General features: G+C 62.2%; 16 protein-coding genes. All 16 read left to right on the forward strand.

Going from position 1 to position 14,006, the window contains the following annotated elements; translation table 11 throughout:
- The first annotated feature begins 198 nt into the window (after positions 1-198).
- The 16 genes from JWS14_RS48060 to JWS14_RS51030 all read left to right on the forward strand — a co-directional run bounded on the left by JWS14_RS48060 (position 199) and on the right by JWS14_RS51030 (position 13,548).
- Positions 199-1,236, forward strand: coding sequence for a DJ-1/PfpI family protein (locus JWS14_RS48060; protein ID WP_206017188.1), 1,038 nt, complete (start codon positions 199-201; stop codon positions 1,234-1,236).
- Between the two features lie 40 nt (positions 1,237-1,276).
- Positions 1,277-1,711 carry a nuclear transport factor 2 family protein gene (locus JWS14_RS48065; RefSeq protein ID WP_206017189.1) on the forward strand — a complete coding sequence of 145 codons (435 nt, stop codon included), beginning with the start codon at positions 1,277-1,279 and terminating at the stop codon, positions 1,709-1,711.
- Positions 1,712-1,722: 11 nt separating this feature from the next.
- Entirely contained in the window at positions 1,723-2,205 is a 483-nt protein-coding gene (locus tag JWS14_RS48070; protein WP_073358017.1) for a nuclear transport factor 2 family protein, read from the forward strand.
- A 14-nt stretch (positions 2,206-2,219) separates the two neighbouring features.
- Entirely contained in the window at positions 2,220-3,752 is a 1,533-nt protein-coding gene (locus JWS14_RS48075; protein ID WP_206017190.1) for a ferritin family protein, read from the forward strand.
- Positions 3,749-4,060, forward strand: a complete 312-nt coding sequence (locus tag JWS14_RS48080) for a toluene-4-monooxygenase system B family protein (RefSeq protein WP_073358019.1) — start codon at positions 3,749-3,751, stop codon at positions 4,058-4,060. The genes JWS14_RS48075 and JWS14_RS48080 overlap by 4 nt, the downstream gene beginning before the upstream one ends.
- Positions 4,057-4,368 carry an MmoB/DmpM family protein gene (locus JWS14_RS48085; protein ID WP_206017191.1) on the forward strand — a complete coding sequence of 104 codons (312 nt, stop codon included), beginning with the start codon at positions 4,057-4,059 and terminating at the stop codon, positions 4,366-4,368. Before JWS14_RS48080 ends, JWS14_RS48085 begins: the two co-directional genes overlap by 4 nt.
- Positions 4,361-5,413 carry a ferritin family protein gene (locus JWS14_RS48090; protein WP_206017192.1) on the forward strand — a complete coding sequence of 351 codons (1,053 nt, stop codon included), beginning with the start codon at positions 4,361-4,363 and terminating at the stop codon, positions 5,411-5,413. The genes JWS14_RS48085 and JWS14_RS48090 overlap by 8 nt, the downstream gene beginning before the upstream one ends.
- A complete protein-coding gene (locus tag JWS14_RS48095) occupies positions 5,410-5,739 on the forward strand; it encodes a Rieske 2Fe-2S domain-containing protein (RefSeq protein ID WP_205415326.1) in 330 nt (109 codons plus the stop codon). The genes JWS14_RS48090 and JWS14_RS48095 overlap by 4 nt, the downstream gene beginning before the upstream one ends.
- The gene (locus JWS14_RS48100; RefSeq protein WP_206017193.1) at positions 5,736-6,986 is read left to right on the forward strand and encodes an NAD(P)/FAD-dependent oxidoreductase; all 1,251 of its coding nucleotides are present in this window, start codon (positions 5,736-5,738) and stop codon (positions 6,984-6,986) included. The genes JWS14_RS48095 and JWS14_RS48100 overlap by 4 nt, the downstream gene beginning before the upstream one ends.
- On the forward strand, positions 6,983-7,744 hold the full coding sequence (locus JWS14_RS48105) for an iron-sulfur cluster assembly protein (protein ID WP_206017194.1): 762 nt from the start codon (positions 6,983-6,985) through the stop codon (positions 7,742-7,744). The genes JWS14_RS48100 and JWS14_RS48105 overlap by 4 nt, the downstream gene beginning before the upstream one ends.
- Before the next feature lie 25 nt (positions 7,745-7,769).
- The gene (locus tag JWS14_RS48110; RefSeq protein WP_073358024.1) at positions 7,770-8,069 is read left to right on the forward strand and encodes a putative quinol monooxygenase; all 300 of its coding nucleotides are present in this window, start codon (positions 7,770-7,772) and stop codon (positions 8,067-8,069) included.
- Between the two features lie 20 nt (positions 8,070-8,089).
- Positions 8,090-9,367, forward strand: coding sequence for a serine hydroxymethyltransferase (gene glyA, locus JWS14_RS48115; RefSeq protein WP_206017195.1), 1,278 nt, complete (start codon positions 8,090-8,092; stop codon positions 9,365-9,367).
- Positions 9,368-9,491: 124 nt separating this feature from the next.
- Complete coding sequence (locus JWS14_RS48120) at positions 9,492-10,973, forward strand: NAD-dependent succinate-semialdehyde dehydrogenase (protein ID WP_206017196.1); 1,482 nt, start codon at positions 9,492-9,494, stop codon at positions 10,971-10,973.
- Between the two features lie 1,031 nt (positions 10,974-12,004).
- The gene (locus JWS14_RS48125; RefSeq protein ID WP_241031920.1) at positions 12,005-12,892 is read left to right on the forward strand and encodes a hypothetical protein; all 888 of its coding nucleotides are present in this window, start codon (positions 12,005-12,007) and stop codon (positions 12,890-12,892) included.
- A gap of 85 nt (positions 12,893-12,977) precedes the next feature.
- Positions 12,978-13,268: an alkylmercury lyase gene (locus JWS14_RS48130; protein WP_206017197.1), complete on the forward strand. Its 291-nt coding sequence runs from the start codon at positions 12,978-12,980 to the stop codon at positions 13,266-13,268.
- A gap of 127 nt (positions 13,269-13,395) precedes the next feature.
- Entirely contained in the window at positions 13,396-13,548 is a 153-nt protein-coding gene (locus JWS14_RS51030) for a helix-turn-helix domain-containing protein (RefSeq protein WP_259376171.1), read from the forward strand.
- Positions 13,549-14,006 lie beyond the last annotated feature (458 nt).

Raw genomic sequence — 14,006 nt, forward strand, 5'->3', positions numbered from 1 at the left:
TCGATTGCGATACAAGTCCGTCGGTCTGCGATATCGGTATTTCAGAGTCGCTCGGAATGGGCACAGATTGAGTCGGAACGCGGTACCGCTGCGGTTGCGGGTGGGGTTTGCTTCGAGGTGGAGGTAATCGCGGTCACATTCTCACCATCAACGGGGCAGCGGTCACATTCTCACCATCAACGACGCAGGAGGAAGCCGATGACGCGCATTGCCTACCTGGTCTCGAGTGCAACCGAGATCACCATGGCCGATGGCACGAGCCATCCGACAGGGTACTTCGCCGAGGAAGCGATCAAGCCCTTCGAAAGTTTCACCGCGGCCGGTTTCGACGTCGCCGTCATCACCCCCGACGGCAAGAAGCCCACAGCCGATCCCTACGGACTGAACTGGTACTTCCACTATCCGGAAGAAGACAAGGACTATCTCAACTCCGTCGTGCGCACCTTCTCCCACGATGTCGACGACATCCGATTCACGCTGCACCAAAACACCGAACTAGGACTTGCCGCCAGTCGCCGGATTGCAGCGGCACTCGAGGGCAAGGGCATGACACCGGCGCAGGCGCACGATCAGGTCAGCAAGGCAGCCAAGATCGCGTGGCGCCACGATCGACACCTCGCCGATGTAATGGTGGAGGACGGCCTGACCGCAGGACTGAGCCCAGTAGAGATTCACCAGGCCGTCGCGGCACAACGGGCAGCGAGTGAAGAACTTGCCGGCGAACGAAAAGCACGACTCGACGAGATCGAGGGATTCAACCATCCACTGGATCTGCGCAGCCTCGGTGACGACGAACTGGCCGGCTTCGATGCGGTGTTCGCCCCGGGTGGGCACGGACCGATGGTCGACCTGGCAGACAACCCCGATGTCGGGCGACTGCTGGTTGCCTTGCACGAGAAGCGTGCGCCGATCGCCTCTCTGTGTCACGGCCCCGCGCTGATGCTCTCGGCGCCCGAACGTGCTGACGGTCAATGGCTTTTCGACGGCTACCGGATGACGTGCTTCACCGACGAGGAGGAGAACCAAACTGAACCGGGCCTGCTCGGTCTGCCTTGGTACGTCGACACCGCGCTAATGAATGCCGGGGCCGTGTTCGACGACGGCCCGTCCGCGTGGGCAAGCCACGTTGTTGTCGACCGGCACGTCATCACGGGCCAGAACCCGGGTTCGACCGAGGCCGTCGCCGCGTCCGTCATCACAGCGCTGAAAGCCGCGTCCTCGGCGAAAGCAGCCTGAGGTGCTGTCGTTCCTGCGCAAGACCAGAAGGAGTACCCCTGTGAACAGTCGCAGCCCACAGAAAGTCGTCAGTGACTTTCTCGATGACTTCGCCGGACGTGACATCGACGGAGCCCTCGCCGACACAGCCGAAGACATCAACGTCAACGTCTACGGACTCGGTCGCCATGATACCGGGCGCGGCACCATCCGCGCCGTCCTCGCCGACATTGTCGAGGCCTTCCCCGATCTGATCGTCACCGTGAAGAGGACCATCACCGCAGGCAACGTGGTCACCACCGAGATCAACGTCCAGGGCACCCAAGCCGCCTCCTACGCCGGCGCGATCAACCAGGAGAAACACATCGACTTGGACGAAGTGTGGCGTTTCGTCGTCGCCGAGGACCGCATCACGCAGATCGACGCGTACTGGTGTCAACAGCAGCTCTACCGCCGCCTCGGGGTCAAGCGGTTCGACCAAATAGCAATCGTCTGAGGAGCTCACCCATGTCCAGTGCATCAGTAATTGTGTCGTCGCGCACTGCAGCACAGAACGCTGCGGTGGTGACCGAGTTCTTCGACCGGTACCGCGCACACGACGTCGACGGGATGGTGGATCTCTGCACGATCAACGCAGACTTCTCCTACCCGCCCTTCGAAGTGTGGGGTAAACAGCGCGTACTGCGTGGCGACGGCAAGGTGGGAACAGTAGGAAAGCCGATCTGGACGGGCCTGATCACCGCGTTTCCCAACCTGTCCAATGTCGTGCATTCCGTCGACGCCAACGACGAGGGCGACGTCGTCGTCCAGGTCGATATCGGCGGAACTCAGCAGCAGCCATGGGGCTTGGTCCTCCCCGCAGGCAAGACCTTCAGCGAGCCACACATATTCCTCTTCCGGCTCAACAGCGACGGTCTCATCGAATCGGTGACCGGGTATTGGAACAACGCCGGAATCAGCCAACAGCTCGGCCACATGGAAGTCGACTAGAGGAGCACACCATTATGACCCTATTGAAGCGAGAAGAGTGGCAGGGCTTCGTCCGCGACGTCGATTGGACGCCCACATACGTCGACGACGAGGCAATCTATCCTGAATGGCATTGTGGTACCGGGAAGGTACCGCGCGAGGCGTGGCAGGGATGGGAGGAGTCCTACAAGGTCAGCTATCCCGAATATGTGGCAACCCAACGTGAAAAGGAATCATCCACCTACGCGGTCAAGGCCGCATTGCAGCGCTCGAACACGTTTCACGACCTCGACGAGGGGTGGAAGTCGGCCACCAAAATGCATTTCGGCGGGGTCGCGCTGGTCGAATACGCTGCGGTGCTCGGTGAACTGAAGATGGCACGGTTCGGACTGAATGGCTCCTGGCGCAACATGGCGACGTTCGGTCAGCTCGACGAGATGCGGCACGCGCAGATCACCACGTTCTTCGGACACGAGTTCGTCGGCCAAGACGCACAGTACGACTGGACCCAGAAAACGTTCCACACCAACGACTGGGTACCGATCGCGTTACGAAACCTGTTCGACGGCATGATAACTTCCCCCAACGTCGTCGACCTTGCGATCGAGCTGCCGTTCACCTTCGAGACCGGCTTCACCAATCTGCAGTTCATTGCTCTCTCGGCGGACGCACTGGAATCCGGTGATGTGAACTTCGCCAACATGATCTCCTCGATCCAGACCGACGAAGCTCGCCACTCCCAGCAGGGTGGGCCGACGATGGAGATCCTGGTCGAGCACGACCCGGTCCGCGCACAGTGGGTGATCGACAAGAGCTTCTGGGGCTCGGCCCGAGCTTTCGCCGCGCTCACCGGACCGGCGATGGACTATTACACCCCTCTCGAACACCGCAAGCAGTCTTACCGGGAGTTCATGGAGGAGTGGATCATCGATCAGTACATCCACACGATCGAAGACTACGGACTGAAGAAGCCGTGGTACTGGGATGAGTTCATCACTGGACTCGACACCTGGCACCACGGGCTGCACATGGGTCTGTGGTACTGGCGACCCACCACATGGTGGCGCCCGAAGGCCGGCGTCAGCAAGGACGAACGCGCCTGGCTCGCCTCCAAATACCCCAACTGGGAGAACGTCTACGGCGACAAGTGGGACGTGATGATCGACCAGGTCAACGCCAACAACGTCGAGGCGACGTTGCCCGAAACGTTGCCGTGGCTGTGCAGCACCTGCCATCTCCCGTGCTGCAATGCGACCCCGTCGCGCAACGGGGAGTGGAAGGTTCGGAATTGGGAACTCGACTACGACGGCAAGAAGTACCACTTCTGCACCAACGCCTGCCGGCAGATCTTCTGGAAAGACCGTGACAATGTCAATCACGAGACGCTCATCGACCGGTTCCTGGCCGGTCAGATCCAGCCGATGGATGTCGGCGGGATCCTGAACTACATGGGTATGACGCCCGACGCCATGGGCGACGACCCCGACTACGGCGCCTGGACTCGCGACTATGTCGGCCGCGCGGTCGAGGGTCTCGCTGTCGCAACGGTTGAGGGGGCGACGCAATGACACAGTCTGGAGAAGCAATCGAGCTGGGGCCCGCGGATCGGGCACCGGAGCTGGTACCGCTCAACGCGATCTTCGCGACGGACTTCGTCCAGATCCTGGTGCCGGTGACCACCGCTGACACCATGACCGAAGTGGCGGCGGCGGTCGCCCATCACGTCGAGGGCAAACGTGTGCGTGCCCGTCCGTATGAGAAGGTCGTCATCCACAACGGTCGGGTCGTCCCCGCGGAGATGACGGTCGCCGAGGCCGGCTTCGCACCTCTCGACCACATCGCGGTCGAGTATCTCGTCCCCAAGGGAGCGTCATGAACAGTGTTGTCGGTCCCATCCTGCGCATGGGTGACCAGATCGAAGAAGTTATCGCCGCCATCCGCGATGACAATCCCGACCAAGCCATCGAGATCGTCGACCGCGGGTCGTATGTGCGGATCCAAGGACATGACCGAATTCGTCTCACGCAGGACACGCTTCGCGGATATCTGGGCGCAGACTACGAGATTCGTTCCTTCGGAACGATGATGTCGTCTTTCGTCGGCCGTGTCGTCAACAACAGCGACGAAATCGTGTGGGAGAACATCAAGCGCACCGCGCCCGAAGGAGTAGTCGCTCATGACTGAACACGTTCGCAAACCACGCGCACGCCGCACGTTCAGTGCGTTCGGTGAAGTTCGCAAGATGCCGAGCGAATACGAGATCGTGACGCACGGGCAGAACTGGACAACGCGGCAGAACCGTACGTCGGCGTTCGAACAGAATCCATCCTCTGCGCCCAACATGTGGTTCAACACGTACCGGGACAACTCGGCCCTCCAAGCCGATGACTGGGAGCAGTTTCGCGACCCGGACCAGTACACCTATCGGATGTACGTCAACGCCCAGGCGGAGTCCGAGTCGCAGGTGCACGGCGTGCTCGAGGAGTACGCGTCGGCCGGTTCGGCTGCGGCCCTTGCTCCGGGCTGGGTCGAGACGCTCGCCACCCTGTACACACCGTCGCGCTATCCCGTGCACGGTTTTCAACAGATCGAGGCCTACATCGGCTACATGGCGCCGACCTCCTACGTCACGAATGCGGCGGGTCTCGCCACCGCGGACTTCCTGCGTCGGGTCACCACGATCGCGTACCGCACTCGGGAATTGCAACTAGCACAACCGAGCTCCGACATCGGCACCGATCGCGAACGCAGAGTGTGGGAGACACACCCCGGATGGCAGCCCGCCCGCAAGGCCGTCGAGAGCGTGCTCGTCACCTACGACTGGGGCGAAGCATTCACTGCGCTCAACCTCGTGCTGCTGCCGACGTTGGACGACGTTCTGAGCCGCCAATTCGGTGAGATAGCCCGTGACAACGGCGACGAACTGACCTGGCTTCTGCACGGCTTCCTCGATGCGGACAACCAGCGACGAAACCGGTGGAGCATCGCCCTGGCGGAGTTCGTGATCACCCAGCAGCCCTCCAGTGCATCGGCCATCGACAAATGGGTGGCCAAGTGGTCCCCGATCGCCGATGCCGCTGCACATGGGCTCGCGACGATCCTCGCAGAGACTCCCGAAATCCCACGCAACGCCGACGCCATCACTGCCGGTGCCAAGGCCGCACGCGAAGGCTTGCTGCGCGGCATCCTCGCACCAGCCGAGGCGGTGGAGAAGGTGAGCACGCCATGATGACAGACGACGCCACCCGGAGCTGGCAGGACGCTCAGCACATCGACGACTTGTGGGAAGGCGACATGGTCGGTGTCGAGATCGACGGCACAAAGGTTCTTTTGGTGAATGTCGACGGCGCAGTCCGTGCCTTCGAAAACAAATGCCCGCACCAGGCATGGGCCCTCGACGAAGGCGACTTCGACGGTGAGTCGATCACCTGCATCCGGCACATGTGGACCTTCGTTGCCGATTCCGGCGCGGGTATCAACCCGGACGACGCCACCCTGAAGTCGTTCCCGTGCAGGGTGGATGACGACGGCATGATCCAGGTCGACGTCGGATGAGTACCGTACGACACGTTGTTGTCGGAGGAGGGGTGGCGGCGGCCTCAGCCGTGGCCACCCTTCGCTCCGGCGGCTTCGACGGCGAACTCGTCCTCGTCAGTGACGACGACACTGTGCCCTACGAGCGACCACCGCTGTCGAAAGACTTCCTGGAACCTGATTCACCCCCGGTACCGACGCTGATTCGCGAGCCACAGTGGTACGTCGACCACCAAGTGCAGACCCTTCTCGGGGTAAGGGCTCAACGCCTGGACCCACGAGCAAGGCGCTTGACACTGTCGACCGGCGAATCGCTGTCCTACGACGGACTCGTCTTGGCGACCGGAGTGCGCGCCCGGCCGGCACTGGGCGAGGCGAGCGATCGAATACTCATGCTGCGGTCATTCGCGGACGCCACGTTGTTGCGTTCTCGGCTCGCATCGGCCGAACACGTCGCAGTTCTCGGGGGCGGATTCATCGGCTGCGAGGTCGCGGCAACTGCCGTGGGTCTTGGGAAGCGGGCCACCATCGTGGAACGCGCCGACGTCTTGATGAACAGGGCACTCGGCCATTCGATCGGCGCCGTGTTCACCGACATACACCGCGCCAAGGGGGTGGGGGTGCATCTCAACAGTGTCGTCCTCGGTGTCCACGACACCGGTTCGTCGGCTGTCGTGCGTACCAATCACGGTTCCATCGAGGCCGACCTCGTCGTCGTCGGAGCGGGCTCATTGCCCAACGTAGAACTGGCCGCCGAGGCCGGCATCGTCACCGACAACGGCATCGTCACCGACCAGTTCTGCCGAACGAACGTGCCGAACGTGTACGCCGCCGGTGACGTCGCCTCCTCCTATCACCCGTTCTACAACCAGCACCTGCGGGTTGAACACCACGACACCGCCACCCGGCACGGCGCGGCGGCAGCGCGTAATCTTCTCGGCCACGACGAGCCGTTCGTCGAGGCGCACTGGTTCTGGTCCGATCAATACGAACACAATCTGCAGCGGACGGGGCGCGCCGAGGGCTCGGACGAAGTCGTCATCCGTGGCTCGCTCGACGACCTGAATTTCTCGGCATTCACCTTGCGGGACGGGCGCATTCGCAGCGTAATCTCGGTCAACCAGCCGCGCGACGTGATTGCGGTGCGCCGGTTGCTGTTCGTCGACCATGATGTGACGGCCGACAAGCTGCGAGACCAGGCGATGCCGCTCAACCGACTGCGCTCACGCGTGCCCGCCGGCGCCACAGCAGAGGAGAGGACATCATGACTCTCGTGACCGCACTGACGATTACCGAGTCGCAAGTGCGCGTGCCGTGCGACGAGGCGCGTGCGGCACTCGACACAGTCACTGGGCTCACCGCACCCCAGGCGCGGGAGAAGCTCCGGTTCGCAGCTGGCCACACCTGCGAACCGGTCGCCCGCATCATCGACAAAGCGATGTCGGATGCGCGGTCTTCGGGCCTCGACCCGCGACAGCTCGTGGTCACCGCCGCAGCCGTGACCGCGGGTGAGGAGATCGTGCGGGTACGACGGAAGGCGCACGGGAAAGCCGACTGGATCACCAGCGTCACCAGCGACATCCGGTTCGACCTGACCCCGAGAGGCCTCTACGAGGCTACCGGTGCCGACGTCGCGCCGGCTCCGTCGCCGACTGTTTCACGCCGCGAGGATGACGTGGCGGATCGCAGACCTGCCGACCGTGACCCGCTGGCCGACTCTGTCCGTGAACTCTTGTACGAGGTCATCGATCCCGACCTCGGTGTCAACATCGTGGACCTGGGTTTCGTTCGCAACGTGGCGGTCGAGCAGGGTCGCGTGGCCGTCATCACCATGACATTGACGTCCGCGGCCTGCCCGCTGACCGAGATCATGTCCGACCAGATGCGCGCCGAGCTGCTGCCGGCAGAAGGTGATCGGCTCGTCTCCGACTTCCGCATCGAGTGGCAATGGGTTCCACCATGGAAGCCGTCCGACATCACTGCCGACGGCCGCGAGCAACTGCAGGCCATCGGATTCACCATCTGACCTCACCCACCGGAGGGAACACATCATGGGACACGTCATCATCGCCACCTGGACCGCAAGAGAAGGCGAGGCCGACTACATCCGGTCAATCCTCGAGAAAATGACCCCGGGCAACCGCGCCGAAGAGAAGACGGTCCACTTCCAAGCGCAGGTCAGTAACGATGACCCGAACACTTTCGTCGTCTACGAGCATTACACCGACGCCACCGGCTACGAGGAACACCGCGCCTCCGAGCCGTTTCAAACGCTCGTCCTCGGCGAGGTCATTCCGCGTCTGCAGAGCCGCTCGGTGACAACGTTCACGACCGTCGGCGACGAAGCGTGAGCACATGTCTTCAGTCCGTGATGGACCGGCCACTCGCTGACGTCGACCCCGAGCTCGCCGCTGCGATGGCTGGCGAGCTCGGGCGGCAACGCTCGACGCTCGAAATGATCGCCTCCGAGAACCTCGTACCGCGTGCGGTATTGGAGGCCCAGGGCTCAGTTCTGACCAACAAATACGCTGAGGGGTACCCCCGGCGCAGGTATTACGGCGGCTGCGAGTTCGTCGACGTCGTTGAGCAACTCGCGATCGACCGCGTCAAAGCGCTGTTCGGAGCCGAGCACGCCAACGTCCAGCCACACGCAGGTGCACAGGCGAGTGCAGCCGCGTTGAGCACCTTCGCCCAACCCGGGGACACCATCTTGGGTTTGGACCTTGCACATGGCGGTCACCTTACCCACGGCATGCGGCTCAATTTCTCGGGCAAGCTCTATCGCGCGGCGGCCTATCAGGTCGATCCTCGGACGTCGCGGATCGACATGGACAAGGTGCTCACCATTGCCCGCGCCGAACGCCCGCGGGTCCTCATCGCCGGATGGTCGGCGTATCCACGAGAACTTGACTTCGAGGCATTCCGCGCTGTGGCCGACGACGTGGGGGCCACGCTGTGGGTGGACATGGCACATTTCGCAGGGCTTGTCGCCGCGGGACTTCACCCGTCGCCGATTCCGTATGCCGATGTCGTCACCACCACGGTGCACAAGACCCTCGGCGGGCCGCGCTCCGCGGTGATCCTCACGACGGCGGAGCATGCAAAGGCCATCGACAGCAACGTCTTTCCCGGTCAGCAGGGCGGCCCCCTAATGCACGCCATTGCGGCCAAGGCTGTTGCGATCAAGATCGCTGCCACCGCGGAGTTCCGTACCAGGCAGCGCAACTCGGTCGAGGGGGCACGGCTGCTCGCGGCCCGTCTGTCGGAGACCGACGTGCGGAGCAAAGGGATCGCCGTCCTCACCGGCGGTACCGACGTACACCTCGCCATGGTGGACCTGCGCAACTCACCTTTGACCGGACGCGACGGCGAAGACGCCTTGCACCGTGTCGGAATCACCGTCAATCGCAACGCGGTACCTTTCGATCCGCGTCCGCCGATGGTCACCTCCGGACTTCGAATCGGCACGCCCGCACTGGCCACGCGGGGATTCGGCCGGGACGAGTTCACTGAGGTGGCCGACATAGTCGCCGAAACACTCATCGGCGGCGACGAGGCGGAGTTGGCCGCCCGGGCAACCACGCTCGCCGAGGCCTTCCCCATCTACCCGTACTTGCCTGACACCGCAAAGAACCACGCAGAGGTGTAACCCTCCGCAGTCGCGACGGGTGTCGACTCGGGCGCCGCGAGGACCCGGCACTGCACACGCCAACGGCCGCCGGTTCCGTCCCAATCCTTGCCAGAGCACATCACTACTCCCTGGAGTCCCCACTATGACCACCGCAGTCCTGAGCAAGCTCGACCTCGACGACCTGGTCGCCGGATTACCCACCAAGCTGTTGATTGGTGGCCGTGATGCCGACTCCGCGCACCGTGCAACATTCGGCGTGCGCAATCCGGCGACAGGCGAGACATTCATCAACGTCGCCGACGCGACGGAGACGGACGCCGTTGCCGCACTCGATGCCGCCGCTGCCGCTCAACAGTCCTGGTCCGCCACCCCTGCCCGGGAGCGATCTGTGATTTTGCGTCGCGCGTGGGAACTGGTTGTCGGGCGCGGCGAAGAGCTGGCCTTGCTGATGAGTCTCGAGATGGGTAAACCGCTTGCCGAAAGCCGTAGTGAGGTCGCATATGGCGCCGAGTTCCTACGATGGTTCAGCGAGGAGGCGACCCGCATACACGGTCGTTACACCCACGCGCCCGCAGGAAACGGCCGTATCCTGGTGACCAAGCAGGCGGTGGGTCCGGTTCTCGCGATCACACCATGGAACTTTCCGCTTGCCATGGGCACTCGCAAGATCGCACCGGCGCTCGCCGCCGGCTGCACAATGATTGTCAAGCCAGCCGAAGACACTCCGTTGACGCTCATGGTGCTCGGGCGGATCTTCGTCGAAGCGGGGCTCCCGGGAGGCGTCTTATCGGTTCTACCCACCTCGAACGCTGCTGCGATCAGCGGGGCGCTGATGGCAGACACGCGATTGCGCAAGGTCACCTTTACGGGTTCGACCGCTGTGGGAAAACGGCTGATCGCCCAGTCCGCGGACCTCGTCCTGCGAACGTCGATGGAGCTCGGCGGCAACGCACCATTCATCGTCTTCGATGATGCCGACATCGACGACGCGGTCCAAGGGGCACTGGCGGCGAAAATGCGCAACGGCGGCCAAGCATGCACCGCAGCCAATCGCATACTGGTCGCCAACGCGGTTCGCGCGGAGTTCACGACGAAGCTGACCGAAAAGATCTCCGCCCTTGCGGTGGGCCCAGGCTATGAAGACGGGACCCGACTCGGCCCGCTGATCAACGAACGACAACTAGGCGCCGTAGCGGCCCTCGTCGACGATGCTGTGACACACGGCGCCACGCTGCTCACCGGCGGACATGCACTCGGCGGTGCGGGATACTTCTACGCTCCGACGGTCCTCACCGACATACCCAGCGGCGCGCGGCTGTTACGTGAGGAAATCTTCGGTCCTGTTGCAGCAATCACCGGATTCGACACCGAAGATCAAGCGATCGCGAGTGCGAACGACACAGAATACGGATTAGCGGCCTACGTCTACACCCGTGATGTGAATCGAGCACTGCGAGTATCCGAAGCATTAGAAGCTGGGCTCGTCGGCGTCAACCGTGGTGTCGTATCGGACGCGGCAGCACCTTTCGGCGGTCTCAAACAATCCGGATTGGGCCGCGAAGGCGGCCATGAAGGAATCGAGGAATATATCGAAACCAAATACATTGCCCTCACAAATCCGTGACCGGCATTGCTTTCAGGTGAGCGTATTTCGAAAGATTAGACATCGGCTCACCCCGGATGGCTCATCTTCGGGGCGATCCGCTTCCAACAACCGGCCGCAATAACGCTAGGTGATGCGTGTGATCGATTAGGTCATTGTGACCGCTGGGCCGACGCCACATCCTCGTCTCATTTATTGATATTCCGAGGCTCGTCGGTTGATCACGCATTCTCGACTTCGCACTCCGCCGCTGCCGATGGCTTGTTTACCCCGCCCGCCGTGGACGATGTCGACGGCCACCATCAGTGCCTTCACATGCTGGCGACTCAGGCCACCTCACCGGTCGAGGTTCTGGCGTGTCCGGGCTGGGCAGCGAACAAGTCGCCGAGGTCGGAGTGGGCCCCGCAGGTGCAGCGCTAATTTCGCAGCGTGGTCGTCTCCTGATTCGTAGTCGGCGGTGTCGTCGCTACGTCAATCTTCGACTTCTTGTTTTTGAACTGCACGACCCACTCAAACACCCAATCGATTTGCCCCGACGCGGTGAGTGCGGTGATGTCAGTCGGTTTCCCTAATGGATGGAGAATTATCCGACAGTAGGACAACTTCCTCGGAGCCGGCCGATTGTTGCCTGTCCGATCTGCGATCGGCCTTGTTGACCAGATTTGTCGAAACCGGTCACGAATGGGCTACTTTTCCGCAGGTTAACGATATTCGATCGAGTAGGCGCTGTCGTACTGTCGTCTGTCGTTTCAGTGCTGTGGCGGAACCCGCAGTTACGCGATTCGCCCATCGAAATGACCGTCCGCTCAAGGGGCGCTAATGACCATTACTCCGCAAATTCGACCACACGAACAAGGTGCGCAAAGAAACTACAGGAGACAGTGATGTCGGTAAAGAAAATAGTTCTCACGGCCGTCGCGACCCTCGGGATAGTACTTTTTCTATTTCCGCTCGTAACGGGAATGTTGAGCAACACCAACGGCGTCGAGAAACTGACGGGAAGCTTGAGATCGAGTATGACGCCCTCCGCGCTAGCCCAGACTCGAGCCGACATGAACACCGTGCAAGCAATGTCGGACCAACTGCAAGCTCAGACGCTGCCAGCATTGCCTGGCGCCCTCGGTATGTCCCCGGATGCATTCAAGGGTTACATGGGAAAGAACTTCCCGGACGTCGACAATGGCGTGTCGCAGTTGAACACGATCCTGCCCAAGTTTCAGGGTCTCGTCGGCGGACTGGAGATGCAGGCGCCGAACTTCCGCAAAGCGGATGAGATCCCAACGAACTTTCTGCCGAGCACGACGGTGCCGTTCCTGTTCTTGATCCCCGGTGCGGCGCTGTTCCTCCTCGCAGGCAGCGCCCTCGTTCTCGGTCGGGAGAAACTGGCTCGGGCAACCCTCGTAGTGAGCGCCGTCGTCGGAATTGTGTTCATCGTTGCGCCCCTCGTGCTGTCGGTACCGAGCAAGGCCAAAGCCGTCGATGATCTGACCACAGCGTTCGGCCCGGTGTTCACGGACCAGGGGGCGGCGGCGGCGCGGGCGGACATGGATGTCATTCAGAACATGTCCAACCAATTGCAGCAGCAGACCCTGCCGGCGCTAGCGGGTGCTCTCGACATGAATTCCACACAGTTCCACAGTTTCATGGTGCAGAACTACCCCGCCGTTGCCACCGGTGTCTCGCAGTTGAACACGATCCTTCCCCGCTTCCAAGGTCTGGTTTCCGCCATCGAGGAGAATGTCGGGAGCTTCCAGAAGGCAGCAAGTATTCCCACTGCCGGCACCGCGACGACGACATTGTCATGGTGGTTCTTCGCGCCTGGCATCATTCTGCTGGCCATCGGTGGGATCGGGATCGGGATCGCCACGCCGGCGGTCACGCGCAGGAGGGTCACCATGCAGCAGGATCGGGAGAAGAGACAGGTACTGAGCACCACATAGATAAGCATGCCGCCGTACAACTCGCCCCCTTTCGGAGAATACTTACCAAAGGGACGAGCTGTACGGCGGCTAAGGAGTGATTCCTGTGCGTATCGAACTGCGGACCTCGCCCGGCTGCCCGCACGCCGACTCTGCACGCCGACTCGTGCGTGCTTGTCTGGTCGATCTGGGCATCGATGATGTTGCGATCATCGAGATCGTCGGCCAATACGCATCACCGACAGTGTTAGTCGACGGCCTCGACGTGATGCGCCCCGAGGGTACGCACCTGTGCGACAGCGTGTGCCGGCTGGATGTTCCTACACCGCAGCGCGTTCTCGCCGCGTTACGGGCCAGTGCGAATCCGCGGACGCCGAGATCATCCCCGCCATGCTGATCGATACACACCTGAACAATGCACAAGGCAAGTCGACCGAATCGCCCGGCGTGCAGTAGTCGAGCTGATTTCGAAGCGTCCACGCCGAGGATGGACCGGACTGGACCTCGCCGACCCGCTCCAGGCCATGCGGCCTGTGGGCGAGATCGCCGCCCGCAACGGCATGCTCAACGCCCCCCATTTCAGCCAGAACTTCCGCGCGGAGTACGGGATGACCCCCAGCGAATATCGCCGGCGCGCCCTTCGCCTCTCCTCGTGCGCCGTGCGGAAATCAACTTGACAGTCACCCCTGAACGGATGTCACTCCGCTTTCACGCCTTGCCGCGGCGAGGACAACCAAATCCCGAAGGCCACCACAGGCCCTGAGTAGATCGTTCAATCCGATGAATTCTCGCGAGAATCGCAGATGGTCCCAGCGGCGACGCGCCGCATGGGATGAGGTCAACCGCACGCACAAGCATCGCGACACCGAGGCGGAGCGCCTCATCGAGTTCGCCAGTATGTGGGCACCATACGGCGGTCCGGACGAGGACGAGATCCTCGTTCACTTCGGAATGTCGCGGCTCCGGTTCATCGAACGTTTGTGGCAGGTCATACCTGATTCCAACTGCGCTCAAGGGGAAATACGCAGTTTAGCGGGCACATACCCCGCACCCCCTGCGAACGGACGATCCTCGTCTCGTTCCGTGAGTCGCTCGGCGGGTCACGTGGACGGAGCGGGCGGCTGGCGATCCGACA

Origin of the sequence: Rhodococcus koreensis, assembly GCF_017068375.1 — a bacterium.
Classification (GTDB): domain Bacteria; phylum Actinomycetota; class Actinomycetes; order Mycobacteriales; family Mycobacteriaceae; genus Rhodococcus_F; species Rhodococcus_F koreensis.

What these genes read in the sequence shown, in the direction of transcription:
- JWS14_RS48060 (WP_206017188.1), top strand. Translation starts at nt 199, where the DNA reads ATGACGCGCATTGCCTACCTGGTCTCGAGTGCAACCGAGATCACCATG.
- JWS14_RS48070 (WP_073358017.1), top strand. Translation starts at nt 1,723, where the DNA reads ATGTCCAGTGCATCAGTAATTGTGTCGTCGCGCACTGCAGCACAGAAC.
- JWS14_RS48075 (WP_206017190.1), top strand. Translation starts at nt 2,220, where the DNA reads ATGACCCTATTGAAGCGAGAAGAGTGGCAGGGCTTCGTCCGCGACGTC.
- JWS14_RS48080 (WP_073358019.1), top strand. Translation starts at nt 3,749, where the DNA reads ATGACACAGTCTGGAGAAGCAATCGAGCTGGGGCCCGCGGATCGGGCA.
- JWS14_RS48085 (WP_206017191.1), top strand. Translation starts at nt 4,057, where the DNA reads ATGAACAGTGTTGTCGGTCCCATCCTGCGCATGGGTGACCAGATCGAA.
- JWS14_RS48090 (WP_206017192.1), top strand. Translation starts at nt 4,361, where the DNA reads ATGACTGAACACGTTCGCAAACCACGCGCACGCCGCACGTTCAGTGCG.
- JWS14_RS48095 (WP_205415326.1), top strand. Translation starts at nt 5,410, where the DNA reads ATGATGACAGACGACGCCACCCGGAGCTGGCAGGACGCTCAGCACATC.
- JWS14_RS48100 (WP_206017193.1), top strand. Translation starts at nt 5,736, where the DNA reads ATGAGTACCGTACGACACGTTGTTGTCGGAGGAGGGGTGGCGGCGGCC.
- JWS14_RS48105 (WP_206017194.1), top strand. Translation starts at nt 6,983, where the DNA reads ATGACTCTCGTGACCGCACTGACGATTACCGAGTCGCAAGTGCGCGTG.
- JWS14_RS48110 (WP_073358024.1), top strand. Translation starts at nt 7,770, where the DNA reads ATGGGACACGTCATCATCGCCACCTGGACCGCAAGAGAAGGCGAGGCC.
- glyA (WP_206017195.1), top strand. Translation starts at nt 8,090, where the DNA reads ATGGACCGGCCACTCGCTGACGTCGACCCCGAGCTCGCCGCTGCGATG.
- JWS14_RS48120 (WP_206017196.1), top strand. Translation starts at nt 9,492, where the DNA reads ATGACCACCGCAGTCCTGAGCAAGCTCGACCTCGACGACCTGGTCGCC.
- JWS14_RS48125 (WP_241031920.1), top strand. Translation starts at nt 12,005, where the DNA reads ATGAACACCGTGCAAGCAATGTCGGACCAACTGCAAGCTCAGACGCTG.
- JWS14_RS51030 (WP_259376171.1), top strand. Translation starts at nt 13,396, where the DNA reads ATGCGGCCTGTGGGCGAGATCGCCGCCCGCAACGGCATGCTCAACGCC.